The sequence below is a fragment of the Clostridium saudiense genome (assembly GCF_000577815.1).
Taxonomy (GTDB): domain Bacteria; phylum Bacillota; class Clostridia; order Clostridiales; family Clostridiaceae; genus Clostridium; species Clostridium saudiense.
Genome location: NZ_CBYM010000005.1, coordinates 14,036 through 36,019, shown reverse-complemented (window position 1 = coordinate 36,019; position 21,984 = coordinate 14,036). Strand labels below are relative to the sequence as shown.

13 protein-coding genes and 1 riboswitch are annotated in these 21,984 nt (G+C 28.2%); of the genes, 1 reads left to right on the top strand and 12 read right to left on the bottom strand.

All coding sequences use genetic code 11. The features are described from left to right. Window positions 1-43: 43 nt before the first annotated feature. From TY07_RS04025 to TY07_RS04000, 6 genes are all read right to left on the bottom strand, one after another. On the bottom strand, window positions 44-1,471 hold the full coding sequence (locus TY07_RS04025) for a glycoside hydrolase family 32 protein (protein WP_042395714.1): 1,428 nt from the start codon (window positions 1,469-1,471) through the stop codon (window positions 44-46). Between the two features lie 2 nt (window positions 1,472-1,473). Continuing rightward, window positions 1,474-2,445, bottom strand: a complete 972-nt coding sequence (locus TY07_RS04020; RefSeq protein WP_042395712.1) for a carbohydrate kinase family protein — start codon at window positions 2,443-2,445, stop codon at window positions 1,474-1,476. Window positions 2,446-2,703: 258 nt separating this feature from the next. Next, window positions 2,704-10,053, bottom strand: a complete 7,350-nt coding sequence (locus tag TY07_RS04015) for an NPCBM/NEW2 domain-containing protein (protein ID WP_052330609.1) — start codon at window positions 10,051-10,053, stop codon at window positions 2,704-2,706. A 196-nt stretch (window positions 10,054-10,249) separates the two neighbouring features. Then, window positions 10,250-10,334, bottom strand: a riboswitch (cyclic di-GMP riboswitch). A 206-nt stretch (window positions 10,335-10,540) separates the two neighbouring features. After that, a complete protein-coding gene (locus TY07_RS17185; RefSeq protein ID WP_052330608.1) occupies window positions 10,541-11,197 on the bottom strand; it encodes a MarR family winged helix-turn-helix transcriptional regulator in 657 nt (218 codons plus the stop codon). A gap of 145 nt (window positions 11,198-11,342) precedes the next feature. Continuing rightward, entirely contained in the window at window positions 11,343-12,722 is a 1,380-nt protein-coding gene (locus TY07_RS04005; protein WP_042395709.1) for a sucrose-specific PTS transporter subunit IIBC, read from the bottom strand. 338 nt (window positions 12,723-13,060) lie between these two features. After that, on the bottom strand, window positions 13,061-14,059 hold the full coding sequence (locus TY07_RS04000; protein ID WP_042395707.1) for a LacI family DNA-binding transcriptional regulator: 999 nt from the start codon (window positions 14,057-14,059) through the stop codon (window positions 13,061-13,063). 388 nt (window positions 14,060-14,447) lie between these two features. Here TY07_RS04000 and TY07_RS03995 point away from each other — a divergent pair, with 388 nt between their 5' ends. After that, entirely contained in the window at window positions 14,448-15,359 is a 912-nt protein-coding gene (locus tag TY07_RS03995; RefSeq protein WP_042395705.1) for an amidase domain-containing protein, read from the top strand. A 29-nt stretch (window positions 15,360-15,388) separates the two neighbouring features. Here TY07_RS03995 and smpB read toward each other — a convergent pair whose 3' ends face one another. From smpB to TY07_RS03965, 6 genes are all read right to left on the bottom strand, one after another. Beyond that, window positions 15,389-15,859 carry an SsrA-binding protein SmpB gene (gene smpB, locus TY07_RS03990; RefSeq protein WP_042395960.1) on the bottom strand — a complete coding sequence of 157 codons (471 nt, stop codon included), beginning with the start codon at window positions 15,857-15,859 and terminating at the stop codon, window positions 15,389-15,391. 106 nt (window positions 15,860-15,965) lie between these two features. Then, window positions 15,966-18,221 carry a ribonuclease R gene (gene rnr / locus TY07_RS03985; RefSeq protein ID WP_042395703.1) on the bottom strand — a complete coding sequence of 752 codons (2,256 nt, stop codon included), beginning with the start codon at window positions 18,219-18,221 and terminating at the stop codon, window positions 15,966-15,968. Between the two features lie 229 nt (window positions 18,222-18,450). Beyond that, window positions 18,451-18,681, bottom strand: coding sequence for a preprotein translocase subunit SecG (secG, locus tag TY07_RS03980; protein WP_042395700.1), 231 nt, complete (start codon window positions 18,679-18,681; stop codon window positions 18,451-18,453). Window positions 18,682-18,790: 109 nt separating this feature from the next. Next, on the bottom strand, window positions 18,791-19,867 hold the full coding sequence (locus TY07_RS03975) for a lysylphosphatidylglycerol synthase transmembrane domain-containing protein (protein ID WP_042395698.1): 1,077 nt from the start codon (window positions 19,865-19,867) through the stop codon (window positions 18,791-18,793). Beyond that, window positions 19,860-20,543 (bottom strand): polysaccharide deacetylase family protein, encoded by a 684-nt coding sequence (locus TY07_RS03970; protein ID WP_042395697.1) that lies wholly within the window; start codon window positions 20,541-20,543, stop codon window positions 19,860-19,862. Before TY07_RS03970 ends, TY07_RS03975 begins: the two co-directional genes overlap by 8 nt. A gap of 2 nt (window positions 20,544-20,545) precedes the next feature. Continuing rightward, window positions 20,546-21,628 (bottom strand): MGDG synthase family glycosyltransferase, encoded by a 1,083-nt coding sequence (locus TY07_RS03965; protein WP_042395695.1) that lies wholly within the window; start codon window positions 21,626-21,628, stop codon window positions 20,546-20,548. Window positions 21,629-21,984: the final 356 nt, after the last annotated feature.

The window sequence follows — 21,984 nt, the reverse complement described above, 5'->3', positions numbered from 1 at the left end:
TCTATGAATATCTTCTAAAAATATCTCTTTTCTAAATATATTTTTAGAAGTTCCATTTTTCAATTCTTGCAGTACCATTCCCCTTTAATGTTAAAGTAGAATCAACTAAATCATTATAGATTCTAGTACTAAATACTTCTTCTCCATTATTCAAGAAAATTTCTAAAGAAGAATTATCAGAGAATATTCTCATTGAAGTAACAGCTTCAATTTCTACTGCTCTCATATCTCTTCCATAGCCTGATCTTCCAAGTTCTAATTTAAATACCTTATTATTAAATGAAAGCTTACAATCTTCTCTTAAAGCTATTTCAAACTCTGTAGTGTTTATAAAATCAATATTTAATTCAAAAGTATTGCTTTCAAATATTTCTAAAGTATTAGCTTCATTTAAAGAAACCTCTTTTTTTATTGAATCACCTTTTCTTAAAGCCTCTAATTCAACAACAGGAATTTGATATACCTTATTATTCTTTAAAACTAACTCTCTTGGAATTGTTAATTGATGTTGCCAGAAGTTATTTATAGTTGGATTCTTATGTTCTACAGCATCTGGCACTCCCATCCATCCTATAACTATTCTTCTTCCCTTAGAATCTTCAAAAGTTTGCGGAGCATAGAAATCAAATCCTCTATCTATTTCAACAAACTCGCCAAGTTTAAGTTCTTTCTTATCATTCAAAAAATTCCCTACAGCATATCCACATTGATATACATTATTATATTTATATCCTTCTGCTTCCATACCTTGTGGTGAAAACATTAATACATCTTTATCACTTAACTTAAATGTATCTGGACATTCCCACATATATCCCATATCATCTAACTTACCTGCTGGTACAGAGTGGAATTCCCAATTATAAAGATCATTTGATTTATATAATAAAATACAACCTTTATTATCAGTAGTTCTAGCTCCTAGAACCATATAATAAACTCCATCTTCTTCCCAAACCTTAGGATCTCTAACATGTAGCGACATATCATCTGGGAAATCTGTATTTCTTAAAAGCACTTTCTTTTCTGAGAAGTTTATACCATCTTTACTAGTTACTAAAATAACATTTTGCTCTCTTCCAGTTAATATATAATCATGATTTCCTTCATGCTTTACATTACCTGTATAGAAGAAATAAATTGTATCATCCTTAACAAAAGCTGATCCTGAATATACTCCATCCTTATCTTCATTTATATCTGGATAAAGAGCAACTCCTTTATCTTCCCAGTTAGCTAAATCTTTAGAAACTGCGTGCCCCCAAAACTTTAATCCTCCCATTGGCGTTAATGGTGAGTATTGATAGTAGCAATGATATTCTCCATTAAATTCACATAATCCATTAGGATCGTTTATCCATCCTATTGGAGCCATTATATGATATTTATTTCTCCATTTGTCACTATTTACAGCATCTAAATTCTTGTTCATACATTCATTTATTTGCTTATCAAAATCAACTCTTAACATAACTATCTCCCTTGTGCTAATGTTAAAACTTCTTCTTTAGTCGGTAAAGCACCTATAGCTCCTCTTTTACAAACTGTTAATGCAGCTGTTGCATTTGAGAAAGTTAATATTTCTTTTACCTTTTCTTCTGGTAAATTAACTAAACTTTCTAAAGTATTATCGCCTTCAGCAACTTGATATAAGAATGATCCTATAAATGAATCTCCTGCTCCTGTTGTATCTTGAGCTTCAACTTTAAATGATGGAGAAAATACTTTTCTTTCCTTAGTTATAAATTCTGCACCATTAGTTCCTTTTGTGTAGATTATAACTTCAACATCTCCTTGTAATAAGAAGTTTAATGCTTCAGTTTCATCTGCAATTCCAGTTATGAATTCTAATTCTTCATCACTTATTTTAACTATATTAGCAAATGGTAAGAATTCTAAAATTGCCTCTCTGCAAGCTTCTGGTGTTTCCCATAATGGTAATCTAACATTTGGGTCAAAACTTATTAAGCAATTATTCCTTTTAGCAAATTCTATAGCTTTTCTATGGGCTTCTTTTATTGGTGCATCTATTAAACTAACTGAACAGAAGTGTAATATTCCACCTTGTGCAAATACTTCTTCTTCTATTTCTTCTGCATTTAATAACATATCTGCACTTGGGTTTCTGTAGAATGAAAAATCTCTTTCTCCATCTTCTCTTAATGAAACAAATGCTAATGCAGTATTTGCTTCTTTTGTTCTTAAAACCTTTGATATATCTACTCCTAAAGGTTCAACTTGTTCTAAGATGTGATCTCCAAAGCTATCAACACCTAACTTAGTAAGCATTTGTGCATTACCACCTAACTTTGCAACTGCAGCTGCTACATTAAGCGGAGCTCCTCCTGCTACTCTTAAAAAATTACTTACATTATTTAAAGATTGTCCTTTTTCATGTGGTATAAAGTCAATTAAAGCTTCACCTATTGAAATTACTTTTTTCATAAATCTTCCTCCTCTATACTTACGGGAACGTTCCCTCATTATTTAAAAAATATATTAATTTAAATAAATATTTTTATATCATTTTTCTACGATATTATTATAACATTTATTCATTCTTAGTCTATATATTTTTTCTAATAAATATCCTGATTTAATAAAAAAAGATACCTATTATCCTTATATGACCTTTATAGTATAAAGTTAAAACATAAAACTCTAACTATAAAGACCTATAAATTATAGGTATCTATTTTTTATTTATCTATTGTCAAACATATATGTCACTTGAGCTAAATAATTATTTTCTTTATCTTCATATACTAAATATAATGTATAATAAGCTTTATTAAAGTTAGTTGTATCAAATGATACTACTCCATTTTCATCTACACACTCATCTATATGAAGAGAAACATCTTCTAATGTTATATTATTTCTAACTACTATATCTGATAATTCTACTGTCTTTCCTTCTCTATTAACAGCATCATATTTCACAGTTATTTTATTATCTTCTTTATAAAGACTTCCTATCACTATATTTTGGTACATAGCTTGTAAATTAAATAATTTCTCTAACCCCTTAAGTTTAGATAAATCATTTATTTCATTATAATCTAAATTTAATGTTTCTAAATTTTTAGCATATTGTAACCCTTCTAAATCTGAAATTCCATAACCCATAGCATTTAATTCAGTAAGGTTATACATATCCCCTATAGTTATATCATTTGATGATATATTTAATTCTGACTTAATAGCTTCTTTTAAATATTCATCTGAAATATTAACTACTTCTGATAAATCAACAGCTTTTTCTAACTTTTCATATGCTTCATTTAATTTAATGAACAAGTTATCAATTTCTTCTTGAGTATATCCATTAGCTAACTCTACATTAACAACTTCTAACACTTCTTGTAGATTATCAATACTTTCTCCTGTATAAATATCTTTATTTAAGTTATTTATAGTTTCAATTAATGAATCTAATTCAGCTCTATTTATTTCAAAACCATTATTATTAGCAAAGTGTAATTTAGTATCACCCCATGTTGCATGGTCTGAACCATTACCATTTCCACCATCAGTTACAACAAGTTTTAACTCCTTAGCTCCATTAATATCTACTTCAACATACTTTTGTGAATCTCTTGATGTCATTAATCCACTATCAAATTTCTTTTCACCATCAACCCAAACTTCAAAGCTTACAGACCCAACAGTTCCATACATTTGTCTATCTACACCAATATATGAAGTGAAATATGCATAATCTTTATCACTTAAATTATAAATTATAGTAGATGTTGAATGTGATCCTATACCTCTTTCATAAGATACTTCTTGTCCATTTTCACCTGTTAATCTTAAAGCTCTTCCACTTATTGATATATCTTTCTTTGGAGCAGTATAACTGTTATTAGTTGAATTCCAATCATATTCTGTTAAGTAAGTGTAATCATTCATATCAACTACTGCAATAGTTCTTGTTTTTGTAGTTGTATTCCCATCACTATCGGTTACTTTATAAGTTAATTCATACTTTCCAGCTTTATTAAAATTAACTTCTCCTGCTACTTCAATATTATTTGTTAAATCTCCATCTTCAGCATCACTTGCAGAATATTCTTCATTTAACTCTATAGGATATCCTACCTTTGTAGACACTGACTTTGGTATAGAAAGTGTTGGTGCCGCATTTAATATTAAGAATTTAGCATCACCAAAGCTAGCATGATCTGATGCATTTCCATTTCCAGCATTATCTGCAACAATCTTTAACTCTGATACTCCCTCTAATGGGATTCTTACTAACTTAGCATCATCTGCCCATTTCATTATTCCACTATTATAAACTTCTACGTCATCAGCATAAACTTTAAATATTACACTTGAATTATTTTGTTGTGCAATATTTCTATCTATACCAACATAAGTTTCAAAGTATTCATAATTTTTACCTTCTAAGTTATAAACTATTTCTGAATTTGCATGAGTTCCAATACCCTTATCAAATACTTTTTCTTCACCATTTACACTTAACTTAATTTTAGCTCCACCTGATGCTAAATCTTTTCTTACTTGTCCATAGTCAGTTCTTGCAGAATCCCAATCGATATCAGATAAATACTCTGAATCACTATAAACTACAATAGTTTTTTCTGAAGTAGCAATATTTCCATCACTATCTGTTACTGTATATGATACTTTATAGTCACCAGTTTTATTAGTTGTAAAATTATTTGAATTAATTACTACTTTATTTGTTATATCTCCATCTTCTTGATCGCTGGCATTTACAGATGACATTAAATCATATTCACTTCTTAACTTAACATATTCTGTTTCACCTACAGTTAAGCTTGGGAATTTATTTCTTATAATTTCTTCAGCCCTATTTAAATCATCTTGGAAAAGTTCTTCTGCTGGGTGAGCACTAACCTCTTCTCTTAATGCATTTAACTTTTCTAAAGTATTATATTGTTCACTTACTTCATTTTTATTATCGTCAGTAAATAATTCATTCTTAATTTTATCTGATAATTCATCAGTTTTATAGAATGACATTTCACCTATACTTGCCCAGTTTTGATTTGCTTCAATGAATTTAAACTTAACTCTTCTTGCTTCTGTTTTAGTTATATCAATTTCAATAACATCATTTACACTACCATTATATGAACCAGTACCTGCTAATCTAAAGTCATTGCCTTCTGCTTCGGTAGAAACATAAATTGCAAATTTGGTTGCAAATCCTTTCCCACCATTTCTAGCTGCATAAGCAATTTTATCTATCTCATTAACTTCACCTAAATCAAACACAACTTCATTTTGGAATGATAGACTATTTGGATTTCCAGTTTCCCAATGAGTATTTCTATTATTATCTATTGCATATCCAATAACACTGCTTCCATAGTTTCCACCATTATTAGAAATTGAAGCTACTGGTATTTTGAATTCTTCATTATATGCTTCTAAATTATTAAATGCCCCATACTTTGATTTAGTTGTAGTTAGCTCTTCATACACTGTTATATATGAAATCTTTTCAACTACATTATTATCACTATCTGAAACTCTATAAGTAACTTCAAATCTACCAACCTTTTCTGCTTCATAAGTATTTGAAACTATTTCGATACTTGAAGTTAAATCTCCATCTTCAATATCAGTAGCAGATATACCTTCATTAAAATCTACTACTTCTCCTAGCTTATAAGTTTTATCTGTAACAGTTAAATCTGGTTTTGCATTATTAGTAGTTAATTTTGGATTTGCTATTACTGCATGGTCAGATGTATTTCCATTTCCTCCATCACTAACTTCTATAACTAATTCCTGAACGCCCTTAACTGGAACATTTATAGCAACCATATTATCTGCATGTTTTATTACACTTGTAGTAGCTAGAACTTCACCATCAGCAATAACTTTAAATACTACACTTGAATTGCTTTGAGATTCTATGCCCATATCAATTCCAACTAATGCTTCAAAGTAGTCATAATCTACATTTGATAAATCATAAGTTATCTTACCATTTGCATGTATTCCAAACCCTTTATCAAAAGTTTTTATTTCATTATTTACTCTACCCTTTATACTACTATTTCTTCTTGGAGTCCCATATTGAGTTGTAATGCTTGTCCAAGCTGTATCTGATAAATAATCATAATTACTTACCACTTGTACGTTTACTGTTTTTGTAACAACCACTCCATTATCTTCAATAGTATATTCTAATGGATAAGTCCCTTTTTCATTTACATTAACTTCTCCATTTATAACTATATTTGAGCTTATATCTTCTCCATTGTAATTTAATGCTTTAACTAAATTCATTGGATCGAATTCTTCTCTAAGTTTTATACTTATTGACTCTTGTTCTACGCTTAAACTTGGTGTTAAAGAATTTACTACTACTTCTTCTCCAATATTTAGTTTTTTATCATATGGTACAACAGTATAATTTACTGACTCTCCTATATTTGATTCTGTATCAACAAAACTATTAGTTGAAGTAAATCCTATTAATTCACCATCTTTAAATATTTCATAACCTAATACATCATCCTTAAACTCTTCATTAACGCTAAAAGATAATTTTATATTTTCATTTTCTTTAAGCACATTAACATTTAACTCTGGATTACTAGTAAATCCTTCACCATCATATTCTATATAATCATAGTTAGCATACCAAGTTTTTATATCAGGTTTTGGATATTGACTTAATAACTCTTTTGTCTCGTCAGAAACCCAGAATCCATGTCTTTCAAAATGCTCGCTTAAATCTAATTCTAAAGCTATACTAGAATATTTAGCTAACTGATTTAACTTATCATTTGCTGAATTTGTTGAATCTAAAACTATGTTGTTTTCTCTGTACTGGCTATTTAATTTCCCCCAATATCCTGGATATATCATTTCTAATTGCCAATAAACAGCTAAGTTTTCAAAATATCCTCCATCATAATAATAATTACTATCTGTTGATATAACATTTTTGAAAACATGACTTTCGAAAGGTATTCTTTTATTTGGATTATTATAATAATAAGAAGAATTTTGAGGTATCATATTATTTGTAACCTCACCTATAGTTCTTACTCCTATATCAAGCTTATGACCCATTTCGTGATCAACACCCCAGCCTCCTACACTAGTTAACATAGATACCATTACATCACTTTGAACACCTATATGCCCAGATGCAGCATACATATATCCAAATGGCTGAGCTAATCTTATATTCTCTCTAGTATACTTAATATCATTCTTTATGCTACTTCCATCCATACCTAAATATTCAAATATCATATCCATATGATCATCATACATATTTACAGTATTCATTGGACCAAATTCTTGGTTTATATAAGCCTCATATGCCCCTGTTGCAGTTCCTGTAAATACAAGATGATCTGAAACTATCTCTACAACATCTATCATTTTCCTATCCATAACATTAGGATTTTCTGCCTTGTCCGCATCAAGTCTTGCTTTATAATCTTTTAGAAGCTGTAAGAACTCTTCTTCATCAGTATTTTTATCCATCATAGGGAACTGTTCACAACCAGATGCAAATCTTATAACTGGAGCTTTACTTTGTTGTTCTTCAGTATAAGGGTTTACTATATATACAGCTCCACCTGGAGTTACATCATGTCTATACCATCCATCATTTTGACTAACAGCAGGTACAGTTATTACATTTTTACCTATATGTAAACTTACTGTCCTTCCCCAACTTGCAAAACTTCCTTCTTGTTGTGAAAACATTAACTGTGGTAATGGTTGCCCTGGTTCTGCATCAACATATACTGTTATTGTTTCCCCTGCTCTAGCAACTACTCCAGTAGGCTGATTATTATTACCAAATCCAAACTTTAAATTACTATTGGCATGTGCATTTCTATCCCCATACTGTTCTGCGACAACAGTTTTAACAGTTTGTAAAGTACCATTTACAATATCCTTAGCCACTTGTATATCTTTTAAATAAACTGGTGCTAATGGATGTTCACTAATATCACTTTCAAGTTCTGCTAATTTTTCTATAGTATTGAATTCATTTGAAACAGTATCCATTAATCCATTTGTAAATAGTGTTTTCATTTTTTTAGATACTAAATCTTCTTTATATAATCTTATATCTGAAATTGATGCCCAGTTTTCACGAGCCTTATCAAATACAAATTTTACTCTTTTAGCTTTAGTTGCATCAAATTGTATTTCTAACATATCATTAGTTACTGTATAACCACCTTCTGTCACCTTTTGAAAATTATCTCCTGAGTCAACTGGCGATATATATATACTAAACTGCTCTGCAAACCCTTTTCCACCAGATCTTGATTTATAAGTTAATCTACTTATTACTTCTGCTTCTTCTAAGGTTAATATAACTTCATTCTTAAATGAATCACTATTAGGCTTTCCTGTTTCCCAATGAGTATTAGCATCTTCATCTATTGCATACTTTATTGCAGAACTAGCATATTGTCCTCCATTGTTACTTATACTTAAGTTTTTAACTCTATATACATCATCATATTCATTTATATAATCTGTATAAAATGGTTCAAATTTAGATACATTTGCAGTACCACTTTCAACTTGCCCAAATTCAATTAACTCTTTAGCTAAATTTAACTTTTCAATATATTCATCTTTAAATGGATGTCCATTAGATTCTGCTATTAAATTATTAATAGCTTCAATTGTTCCAAATTCAGGATTAACTTCATTCATTTTTTCATCTACAAATAATATATCTATTTTTTGATCTAATTCATCTGGCATATATAAACCAAATTCAGAAGCTAATGCCCAATTTTCATATCCCTTTTTATATACAAACTTTATTCTTCTTACTTCTGTTTCTTTAAATTTTATTTGCAAAGTATCTTTAGTCGTTATACTTGTAGATCCATCTGATATTTTCTCAAATGTATCCCCTTCAGAAGTTCTAGATCCATATATTTCAAACTCTTGTGCAAACCCTCTCGAAACTAGGCTTGTATACATTATTCTATCTATCGTAGTTAACTCATCTAAAGTTATTACCACTTCATTTGTATGGCTAGATGTATTTTGCTTACCTGAATGCCAATTTGTGTTTACATCTCCATCCATGGCTCTTGATATATCATTAGAGGCATATTGTCCACCATTAGTTGTTATACTTGTAACTTTTTCTAATGGTACCTTGAATAATTCATCATAACTTGCTAACCTTTCATCATTAAACGACTTAAAGTTAGATACCTTAGCCTCTGTAAATTCTAATACCTTTCCTTCTAATATTATTCTAGCATTATTAATATCTTCTGCTATTTCACTATATAAAGGATGTGTACTTGCTTCTAAATCAAAAGCTTCTAATTTTTCTAGTGTATTAAATTCTTCACTTAACTCATTCTTTGAATTATTAGTGAATATATTATTCATTTTATCTATTATGTTATCTTCTTTATAAAACATAAATTCAGATGCACTTGCCCAACCTTGATTAGCCTTTTTAAATACAAACTTTATTTTCTTAAATTCAGTTGCATCAAATTTTATTTCTACAACATCTCTTGTTGAATCTTTATACTCACCAGTAGCTACTAATTGAAAATCATCACTATCATCATTAGATGCATATATTTCAAATTCTTCAGCAAAGCCTTTTCCCCCTGCATCTGGTCTTGCTGCATAAACTATTCTATTTAATATAGTTGCTTCTTTTAAATTAATTATGACCTCATTAGTAAAACTTGAACTATTAGGTGAGCCTGTTTCCCAATGAGTTTTGAAGTTTTCATCTATAGCTTTATCTATGGTGCTACTTCCATATTTCCCACCATTATTAGTTATAGATTCAATATTAGAATTATCCATTTTAAATACTTCATTATAACGCTCCAATAAATCGCTACCATATAAGCTAAATTTAGTTACAGTAGCCTCCTTACTTTCAGTTTCTTCCACCGCTCCATTAACTTGGATAGTATCATTTTGTTTTAATGTCTCTGCAAATACATTAACAGGTGTAGATAGTAAATTTGTTATTGTTGCAGCTAAAATTAGTGTTGATAATTTTCTTTTTAACATTTATTTTCCCCCCGAAATATTATTTCCCAAGAGAAGTACATTAAAAAAGCTACTCTCTAAAGAGTAGCTAAAAATAAGTCTTAATAAAGATTAATATTTATCGAAAATGCTGTAAGGGTGCATTTACTTGAAAGTAAAGCACTTCAATGAAATATAAAAACTTTATTTACTTAAAAACAAAAAGTCTAATGTACTCTTTGGCAACTGGCTGACATAGTAATTAAACCTTAGTCCCTATAGCTTTGCGTCCTTAAATTTCTTTAAGTTTGCCTATTAAATTTTCAATAATATTGATAATCCTTAATATTATTTACAGTAAAATAATTACTATATAAATTATATCCCATTCTCATTAGCAATCTATTAAAAAGTATTAACTTTCATATTTTTCAACACAATTTTCATTAATAAATATTTATTTTCCTTTTATTCGACTTATATTCCATTTATACTATGCATACTTAACTAATATTAATTATTTTTTAAATTATTCTATTTCTTTTTCTTTCATGTGTTTTTTATGTTTACATCTGCCATGACTTTTCATATGTTCTCCATGTGCAATGTTTCCTCTCCACGATTTTAGCAACTTTGATAATATTACTTCTAATTGCTGTTGTTCTTCTTCATTTATCGCATTGAATAATTCCTTTGACCTATTTTTAAGTTCTTCTTCCTTTAGTAAAATACTTTCTTTACCTTTTTCAGTTATTGATATATTTACTTTTCTCTTGTCATTCTCATCTTTTTCTCTTATTATTAATTCTTTTTCCTCTATCTTGCTTAAAATTTCGCTTAAAGATCCTGAACGAATATCAATAATATTTTGTAATTCACTTTGTGTAATTGTGCCCTTTTCCAAAAGCACTCTTAATATACGTCCTCTTCCATGGTGACCACAATGTTTATTATTTAAAATAGTGCCACATTTCCCTATCATTAGCATAAGTCTCTCTTCTTGAGGTAATTTTTTAAATTCTTCACGCTTTTTAGACTGCTCTTTTAATTCCTTTACCTTTTCTTCTGTTATTTCTCCATTATTTAATAATCTTATGAACTTCTTTCCCCTACAGCATTTTAGTTCATTTACGTCACAACCTTTACCACATATTGGACATTTTTCATATTTAATTTCTTTATTCATATATATTCACTCCTTTTAGTTAGGTACCTTGTTATTTTCATTATACATCCTCTATATATTTTTATCAAGGTACCTAATTAATTTAAAAGCAAAAAAGAAGAAAATGCATTTTACATTTTCTTCTTTCTCTATTTATATTAATTTATTAAGCTTCTTCCTTAATTCCCATTATCCAAGTAGCTATAAATGCAACTGCACCCGCAATAACTAAACCAATACAGTAGTTAACCATTGTATCTGCTGTAGTAATTGCTATAGCTGGTAAAGCTGTAACACCAACAGCTGTCATCTTAACATGTGTAAATACTACATAAGCACCTGCTGCTGCTCCACCAATAGCCGCACCAATAAATGGTTTTCTATATCTTAAGTTTACTCCAAATATAGCTGCTTCTGTTATACCCATTGTACAACTTATTGCTGCTGGTAATGATATAGCTTTCATCTTCTTATTCTTAGTTTTGAAGTATACTGCTAAAGCTGCTCCACCTTGTGCAAAGTTAGCAACTGCCCATATTGGAAGTAATGTATTAAATCCTGTTGAAGCAATAAGTCCTAACTCAATAGCATGGAAGCTATGATGTATACCTGAAATAACTATAGCTGAATATAATCCACCAAAGATTATACCTGCAAATATACCAAAATTATTTAATGCATATTGTAAGAATATACTTATTCCATCACCAATCCAGTTAGCAAATGGTCCAACAACTACTAAAGCTAAGAATCCACTTAGTATTACTGTTATTAATGGAGTTAATAATATGTCTAACATATTAGGAACAATTTTTCTAACATTTCTTTCTATTATAGACATTAGGAATATTACAAATAATATTGGTAATACAGTTCCTTGATACCCCTTTAGAGGCATATCAATAATTCCAAATACAGACATTGTTTGAGCTACAGCACCTGATTGTTGTTCCCAAGCATTCATTAATGCTGGGTGAATCATTATACCAGCAACAGTTGCTGCTAAGTAAGTATTACATTTAAATACTTTTGCTGCACTGATAGCAACTAATATTGGTAAGAAGTTAAATGCTGCACTACTAAACATATCAAGTAGTGTCCACCACCAAGTTCCCTCAGCAGAAATACCAAACTTAGAGCATAATCCCATAATTCCCATTAATAATCCTGAAGCAACGATTGCTGGAATTATTGGTACAAATATATCTGATAATAATTTAGCTAATTTTTGAAGTGGATTTAATTTTTCTGCTCCTGAATCTTTAACATCTTGAGTACTCATTTCAGTTATCCCACAAATTTTAATTAATTCAGCATAAACTTTATTAACAGTACCTTGTCCTATAATAACTTGAAATTGTCCACCATTAATAAATGCACCTTTTACGATATCTAGCTTCTCTAACTCTTCTTTGTTAGCTAAACTTTGATCTTTTAATACCATTCTTAATCTTGTCGCGCAGTGTGCTGCACTTGCAATATTTTCTGAGCCACCGATATATTTTAATATATCTTGAGCAGCATCATAATACTTGTTAGATCCCATTTTTTAATCCTCCCAAATATTTTTATGTTCTTATATTTACCTTGCCATAAAGGCCTTATTCATTTTATGGTAATGTTCCCACGACACTCATAAAAAAATGTGGTAATGTTCCCACTCTTTCCATAAATAAATGTTTCTCGTTTTCATATCATCTTGTGCATTGCGATTAAATTTATTATTAATTCAAAATTTAATATGATTATATAATTTTATTTTGTATAAGTCCATAGTTTATTTATAATTTTATACTAGAACTTTTTACCTTATTATTAATTAAAAGTAGTTTTACAGGGGAATATTCCCATATAACCCCTTTGTAAAACCTTTTCATATTTTTATTATACACTATTTCTTTCGACAAGTAAACATTTCAATTTTACTTTTTTTACTACAGAATTATTTTTTTCTATCTTACTATCAAGCTCTTCTAAAATTATCTCTGCTGATTTTCTTCCAGCCGTTTTATAATGATAATGTACAGTTGTAAGTCTCGGTCTTATAACTCTAGAAATTTTAGAATCTCCCATTCCTACCACTGCTACATCATCCGGAACCTTATAATCGTTGTCTATTAGATACTCTATTGCACCTAAAGCTAAATTATCAGTTACAGCAACAATGGCTGTTGGAACATCTTCCCCCTCCATCATCTCTCTAGTTAATATATATCCACTCTTCTCATCAAAATCACCACTCTTAATGTTTTCATAATTTATCTCAATATTATTATTTTTTAATGTCTCTATATAAGCTTGCTTTCTATAAAGCCCAACAGCTTTATCCTCTTCATAAACTCCAATATATCCAATTTTTTTATGACCTTTTGCAATCAAATAATTAGTTATATCTTCTGTTGCTTGAAATTCATCAAAATATACAGATGGAAATTTTTCAATATCTTGTGCAACAACAACTATTGGAACCTCTAAATCTCTTATAACTTCTATATGCTTATCTGTTACCTTCGTTGCCATAAATATTATTCCATCAACTTGATTTGATTTAAATATATTAAGGTATTCTAATTCTTTTTCTATAGATAAATTTGTATTTGCTATCAAAATATCATATCCATTAGGAGACAAAACCTCTGTAATACCTTCAACTACTCTTGCCGGAGTTTCACTGCTTATTTTAGGAACTATTACCCCTATTAAGTTCGTCTTTTTAGTTCTCATACCTTTTGCTTGTCTTTGAGGTGTAAATCCTGTTTCTTCAAGTACTTTTTTTATTTTTTCTCTAGATTCAACACTTACATATCCATTATTTAAATATCTAGATACTGTAGATTTTGAAACACCTGCTAATTTTGCAATATCAATTATGTTTAACGCCATTAGCTATCCTCCCTATATAATGAATATTTATAAATTATCTATTACATTTTAACATTCTTTAAGAATTTTATCACATTATTCTTAATATTCTTCAGTAATAATTATAAATAAAACTACTTCTGCTTTACTTTACTAAATTACCTATATAACTTTACCTAAGTAAACTTAATATTTAGATATATATTTATTATAGGAATATTTTCAAAATTATTCTTATATATTAAAATAATTGTTCTTTTTTGTTTGGTAAATAATTCTTTTATAAATTGATAATACTATAAATAGATCTTTTTGCTAAATGTACTTATATTACCTTAATTATATATGTATATTTGGTAATTGTTTATAATAATTAAGCTTATGTATTTTTACTTAAAGGAGTGATTTTATGCTTCCCATAGATAAAAACAATAAAGTCAAAGTTAGAAATAATATTTTAATGATAGGATATTACTTATTAGTAATTGGATTGTTTGCTTACTTCTTCTTTTGCATAGGTAAGATTCCTCCTAGTAACTATATTTCACAAAACAACATTTTAAGTAGTGTTGCTGCTAGCGCTGATATTGATAGCATTGAATCAAGAAATAACCTTTATACTAAAACTACTACCCCTGATGAAGAAGCTCTAACTAAGTTTATTTCATCAGCTTTTAATGAACGTAATAATAGCTTTTTAAACGGTAATGTATCAAGATTATACAATTATTATGGAACTTCAGAAGCCAATGGGAAATATTCATTAGAATATGAATTTAAGAGAATAGCTTACTTGAGAGATTGGTCAATAGAAAGATCTATAATTTTTACTTCTATTAGTTCATCTGTTATTATTAATAAAATAAATAGAAATGATAATAAAATAATAGTCAACTTAGATGAATACTATAATTTTAATTATCTTCATAATAAACAAGTAACTTCAAATAAATTTTCCTTTACTATCCCTCACATAATGACTATTTATTCTTATAATAATGAAGATGGTGAAGAAAACTTTATTATTGATAAAGATTATTATAGTGATATTTTCAATGATGATTTAAATGATTATGATTTCACACTAACCGAAACTTCTTTACCTTATACTAAAAGAATAAATCCTGATTATAATGTTTCTAGTAGTTTTAATAAAGATGATGTCATAAGATTTGATAAATCACTATTTACTGATCACAAAGCTATAATATCTGGATACGATTCAAATGGATATCCTTTAATAGATAGTAATTTATTTAATATAACCAATATGCCATTTGATTTAGGTTGGAAAGAGAAAAATATAAAATTATCATATTAATAAAAGGTTAGGCACTGCCTAACCTTTTATTAATATCTATTACTTGCTTTCATTTGACGTTCAATATCTCTCTTAGCTGCTTTTTCTAACATTGAATCTCTCTTATCGTAATTTTTCTTACCTTTACAAATCCCAAGAGCTACTTTAACTCTACCATTTTTAAGGTATAAAGATAACGGAACTAATGTATAACCATCTCGTGAAACTAATCCTGCTAATCTTCCTATTTGTTCTTTATGAAGTAAAAGCTTTCTTGCTCTTAAAGGATCAACATTAAATATATTACCTTGCTCATAAGGACTAATATGCATATTTAAGATAAATACTTCACCATTTCTTACATCTGCATAACAATCTTTTAAGTTACACTTTCCACCTCTAATAGATTTAACTTCTGTTCCTACTAACTCAATTCCTGCTTCAATTGTTTCTTCAACAAAATAATCATGACGAGCTTTTCTATTTTCAGCTAAAGAATTACTATTCTTAACTCTTGCCAATCTTCTCACCCACTTTTTACTTACACGTTTTTTCTTAATTATATCAAGAACTACCAATAATCACAATATATCTAGTTACCTCATGTAATTACGAAAAAAATAAATATTATTCGTTAAATTCCTCTTCTGGTTCAGTTGTAGTTTCTGTATTTTCTATTTCTTCAGGTTTTGTTCCAAATTCTTTTTTTACTTCAGCTATTATTGATGCTGTTTCTTCACTTGGTACAATTTCTTCAAGATTTTGTTCGCTATCTAAAATATCAAAGAAAACTTCTCTATTATCTATATCAACTCTAGAACATTTAACTTTTACAGAATCTCCAAGTCTATAAACTTTTTTATTTCTTTGACCTAATAACATTAAATGCTGCTCATCATAAACATAATAATCATCATCTAAGTCAGTAATATGAACAAGACCTTCTACTGTATTAGGAAGTTCAACAAATATTCCGAATGATGTAACTGAAGAAATAATTCCTTCGAATTCTTCTCCTATTCTATCCATCATATATTCAGCTTTCTTTAAATCATCAACTTCTCTTTCTGCCTCTTCAGCTAATCTTTCCATTTCAGATGATTGTTTAGCTGCTATATCTACTATTGGTGCTAGTTTAGTAGCTCTCTTTTCATCAATCTTACCATTTAAATATTCCTTAATTATTCTATGAATTTGTAAATCTGGATATCTTCTTATTGGTGAAGTAAAGTGGCAGTAATAAGTTGCTGCTAATCCAAAGTGGCTTGAACATTCTGGCGTATATTTTGCTTTCATCATACTTCTTAATAAAAGAGTACTTACTACAGTTTCTTCTTTCTTACCTTTTACCTTTTCTAATACCTCTTGAAGAATTCTTGGATGAATATCTTGAGTAACTTTCATTGTATAACCTAAGTTATATATAAAATCTCTAAATTTATCTAATTTTTCTTCATCTGGATTTTCGTGAACTCTATATACAAAAGGTAAATTAGTCCAGAACATGTGCTCTGCAATAGTTTCATTACAAACAAGCATAAACTCTTCAATTATTCTATTAGCAATTTCTCTTTCATATGGCTTTATATCAATTGGTTTACCATTTTCATTTAATATTATCTTAGATTCTTCAAAGTCAAAGTCTATAGCGCCTCTTTTCATTCTCTTTTCTCTAAGAATTAAACAAAGCTCTTCCATTGTTTTAAAATCATCAACTAAATAATCATACTTCTTAATAAGCTCTTCATCATGATCTCTTAATATCTTAGTTACATCAGTATAAGTCATTCTTTCTGAAGTTCTTATAACTGTTTCTGCTATTTCGTGCTCACAAACCTTCCCTTTACTATCAATAGTCATAAAGCAACTTAATGCCAATCTATCGACTTTAGGGTTAAGAGAACATATTCCATTTGAAAGCTTTTTAGGTAGCATAGGAATAACTCTATCTATTAAATAAACAGAAGTACCTCTTTTTAAAGCCTCTTTATCTAGTGGATTCTTTTCTCTAACATAATGAGTTACATCTGCTATATGAACCCCTAATTTATACTTACCATTATCTAATTTTTCAATAGATACAGCATCATCTAAATCCTTAGCATCTTCTCCATCTATTGTAACCATTCTAAGATTTCTTATATCTTTTCTTCTCTTAATTTCTTTTTCCTCTATTTCCTCAGATATACCTTCAGCATATGCTAGTACCTTAGGAGGGAATTCTTCTGGAAGCCCATGCTTTTTAATTATAGTTAAAATATCTAATCCTTTTTCACCTTTTTTACCTAGAACTTCCTTAACTATTCCTTCTGGACTTCTTCTTTTATCTGGCCACCTAGTTACTTCAACAATAACTACATCACCATGCATTGCACCATTTTTGTCTTTTTTAGAAATAAAAATATCTTGATTTAATCTAGTATCCTCTGGAACAACAAATCCAAAATTTCTATTATCTTCATAAACACCAATTATTTTAGTATTTGCCCTTTCAAGTATTTCTATAACTTCCCCTTCTCTTTTCTTACCGTTGATATCATCTCTAGTAATTTGTACAAGAACTCTATCATTATTCATTGCACCATTAATAAATGAACTTGGTATAAAGACATCTCTTTCGCCTTCTTCTTCTGGTATTAAGAATCCAAATCCTTTTTTATGTGCTTGAAGTTTTCCTTTTATTAATCCTAGTCTTTCAGGCACTGCAAATTTATCTTTTTTAGTTCTAACAATTGAACCTTCTAATTCCATTACTTTTAAAGCTCTCTTAAAAGCTTTATATTCATCTGGATTAATATCAAAAACTGTAACCAATTCTTGAATATCCATCGGTCTATATGCTTCTTCTCTCATGAAGCTAAGTAGGGTTTCTTTTATTCCCATTTAATTTCCTCCGTCTAACTTATAATATCTCCATTTTTTTCTTATACACACTATTTATTATACTACCACATGTTTGTTTTTTTATTCAATACAGCGAATTAAATATCTTATACTATAATTTTATTCAATAATTTTATCTTTAAACATATTAAAAGCAAATTTACAACTTACTTTTTACATTAATAAAAGGAGTGTATCAAATTACTTATCGATACACTCCCTAAATATCTTAAACTAAATTTAATGCTATCGTATTTATTGCAAATAAAAGCATTGAAACTATTGTTACTTTAACTAGCATTGCTTCTTTTGTCTTTGATTTATTCTTAGTGAAGAACGTTTCACTTTTGCTACCTTGAATTAACCCGCTTAAAGCATCAGCTTTACTTTTTTGCATTAATATTGAAATAACAACTATTAATCCTAAAACCGCTTCTAAAACAAATAAAAAAGTTTTCACGGTTACACCTCCCATATTGTACTTTTCGTGCATATTCATATACTTCATCATAACATAATATATACTATATATCAAGATTATTTACAAATAGCCCCATTATTAAACATATTTACTTACTTATTGCTATTTTATCGTTTAAAGTCATATTATTCATATACTTTTCTTTTAAATTCTTCTTAAATATCCCTATGAATAATACTACGATACCACTAATTATTACAAATAAATAAAAACTAATTCCTCTGCTTAATAACATAGCTGAGCTTAACGTACTTACTGGAAAAAGTGTCTTAAATAGTGTTAAAAAACTACTTTCGCTACTCCCAACAGAACCTGGAAGAGGTATTGCTGATACTGATATAAACAATATAGATTGCAAAGAAAAAACAGTCAAAAATGAATATGTTGATAAGTTAAAAGCTTTATATACAAAGAAGGTAATACTGTAATTGAAACATATTTGTGCAAATGTTGTTAAAATTACTTTTACAATAACCATCTTATTTTCCTTAATAAATTTAGCTCCTTCTTGATATTGATTAATTTCCTCATCAATGTTCTTAATTAACTTATTTAAATTTATAAATTTAACCCTACTTACTAACTTAAAAATTAATTCTATCGTCTTTGATATAAACTTTTTTGAAAATATAGCTAAAACTATAAATAGAAATACTATAGTGTTAGATATAATTCCTACCCAGATTAAAACCTTAATTGCTGGATTTAAAGTTATAATAAATTTATAATTTCCTATGAACGCTAGTAATGCAATAACTATAGTAACAAATTGGAAACTAGCCAACTCTACTAACAATACAAGTGATGAATGTGAAATATCAACATTATCTTTCTTCATATAATAAATTTGCATTGGTTGTCCACCCGAAGCAGATGGAGTTATTGAACTAAAGAAAAAACCTACAAATGCATATTTTAATCCATTAACAATACTTATATCATATGAAAGTAATCTTAACATACGTCTTATATTAATAGCTTCGCAACATATAAAAAGAAACATAAATAAAATTCCTACATATATATATGTTAAATTTACAGACTTTAATGTTTCAACTATATTATTTAAACTATTATCTTTAAAAACTACAAAAAAAGTAACGCCTATAAGTGCAATAAAAAGCAAACTGCTTTTTAAAATCTTTTTTAAACTCATACTATTCATAAAGTTCTCCTACATTTAAAAACTTAAACCCTTCTTCTAACCATATTGGTATTGTTTTATCTAATGCTACTATTGTTCTTGCTGGAGCCCCATTGCTACCTCTTCCATCATGAAGGCAAATAACATTTTTATTTTTTGACTCTTTCAATAATCGTCTTGAAATTTCATCAGCAGTTATATCTGATTTCCAATCGCCAATAATCACATCCCAAAGAACTAATTTAAAATCATATTTTCTTATATTAAATAATGTCATTAAATTCAAATGCCCCCATGGTGGTCTAAAAGATTTAATATCTATATCTAATTCTTTCATTATCTTTGAACTTTCCTTAAAATCCTTATTAGTATATAAAGGTCCCTTTATTAAGGCATTTTTATGCTCAAAGGAATGTAATCCAATAGTATGTCCTTCTTCTTTCATACGATTAATTATTTCACTATTTTTCTCTGCAAAGCTTGCTACACAAAAAAATGTAGCTTTTATATCATATTTTTTAAGTAAATCTAATAATTGTTTTGTATAATTTTCATCTGGTCCATCATCAAAGGTTAATGCTAAATATTTTTCTTCATTAATATTTTTAATTATCGGTGTGCCCTTAATCTTAAAATAAAAAGTTGGAATAACACTATATGATAATATTAAAAATAGTATTACAACTATAATTCCCATGATTATGCCCCCTTCATAAATTTATCTAAAACATTTATAATTTCATTTTGATTAATTCTGCTTTTTATATTTTTCATATTATTTTTCATCTTCGTAATTTCATCATCATCATTAATAAGATTTAAAATATCTGAAACTATATCAAAATCCTTGTCTCTAATTACTTTTCCTATTTTTTCTTTTTCTATAAACTTTGAGTTCTTAATTTCTTGAACTAAAAATGGATTTATAACATACATTGGAACTTCACTATAAATTGCTTCAAATAAAGTTATTCCCCCTGATTTTGAAATTATTAAATCTGAATTTTTCATATATTTGCTTACTTCTTCCGTATATCCTATAACCTTAATATTTTTATATTTGTCTCTAAGGTATTCATACATACTTTTATTATTTCCTGTTATAATTGTTGTTTTTATATCTTTTACATTATTAAGTACTTCAAACAATTCATCATTTACTGATATTAATCCTAATCCTCCGCCCATAATAAGAACTTCTTTTTTCTTATTATTTTTGTTTAAATCCATATCAATTTCTCTAAATTGTTTTCTCACTGGAATTCCAGTTATAATTATTTTTTCTTCACTAATACCTTTATTAACTAAACTACCTTTTATTTTTTCATCTCCAACAAAATAATAATTTGTATTTTTATGAATCCACTCACTATGACTTGATATATCAGTAATAAATGTTAGTAATGGTACATTAGATTTTTTTATTGATTTATATTTTGAAATATATTGAGAGCTTATTGGCAAAGTTGAAATAACAACTTCTGGATTATATTTATCAAATAATTTATCCAATTTTTTAATAAATAAATAATTAAATGTCTTTATATTCCGCTCTTCATTATTAGTATTTATAAAATTATAAAGGTTAGCCCATTTACTAACTAAAGTATCAAAACTTTTATAAACATAACTACTTATGGCTGGAAATAAATAATCTATAATATCAATTATTTTTATATTTACATTGATATCTTTATAATTTTCTTCTATTTCTTGCTTTATCGCCTCCGCCGCTGAATAATGCCCCATTCCAAATTTTCCTGTTAAAATTAATATATTCATACCTTATCCCCCAACCTTCTTACTATATTCACATTATAAAATTTAAATATTAAGAATTTACAAACCTAAATCTTAATATTTGCTTACGTAAATCTACTTATTTATTAAAATTTTATTAACATTTTAGAAACAGTTTATTTTAACTTTTCTTACAATATTAATTTTATAAAAATATGAAAGCTTGCAACATCGATTAATATTGCATTATAATTACATTTTCGTAAGAAATGAAAAAAGGCCGTACACCTAAGTGCACAGACCTTCTTGAGGAAAATTTATAAAAATGTATCGTTTAAGCTTAATTAAAGGAAACTCGACTCCCTTCAGTCGCTGAGTACACTAAAGTGTACTTTCAA

What these genes read in the sequence shown, in the direction of transcription:
- TY07_RS04025 (WP_042395714.1), bottom strand. Translation starts at nt 1,471, where the DNA reads ATGTTAAGAGTTGATTTTGATAAGCAAATAAATGAATGTATGAACAAG.
- TY07_RS04020 (WP_042395712.1), bottom strand. Translation starts at nt 2,445, where the DNA reads ATGAAAAAAGTAATTTCAATAGGTGAAGCTTTAATTGACTTTATACCA.
- TY07_RS04015 (WP_052330609.1), bottom strand. Translation starts at nt 10,053, where the DNA reads ATGTTAAAAAGAAAATTATCAACACTAATTTTAGCTGCAACAATAACA.
- TY07_RS17185 (WP_052330608.1), bottom strand. Translation starts at nt 11,197, where the DNA reads ATGAATAAAGAAATTAAATATGAAAAATGTCCAATATGTGGTAAAGGT.
- TY07_RS04005 (WP_042395709.1), bottom strand. Translation starts at nt 12,722, where the DNA reads ATGGGATCTAACAAGTATTATGATGCTGCTCAAGATATATTAAAATAT.
- TY07_RS04000 (WP_042395707.1), bottom strand. Translation starts at nt 14,059, where the DNA reads ATGGCGTTAAACATAATTGATATTGCAAAATTAGCAGGTGTTTCAAAA.
- TY07_RS03995 (WP_042395705.1), top strand. Translation starts at nt 14,448, where the DNA reads ATGCTTCCCATAGATAAAAACAATAAAGTCAAAGTTAGAAATAATATT.
- rnr (WP_042395703.1), bottom strand. Translation starts at nt 18,221, where the DNA reads ATGGGAATAAAAGAAACCCTACTTAGCTTCATGAGAGAAGAAGCATAT.
- TY07_RS03975 (WP_042395698.1), bottom strand. Translation starts at nt 19,867, where the DNA reads ATGAATAGTATGAGTTTAAAAAAGATTTTAAAAAGCAGTTTGCTTTTT.
- TY07_RS03970 (WP_042395697.1), bottom strand. Translation starts at nt 20,543, where the DNA reads ATGGGAATTATAGTTGTAATACTATTTTTAATATTATCATATAGTGTT.
- TY07_RS03965 (WP_042395695.1), bottom strand. Translation starts at nt 21,628, where the DNA reads ATGAATATATTAATTTTAACAGGAAAATTTGGAATGGGGCATTATTCA.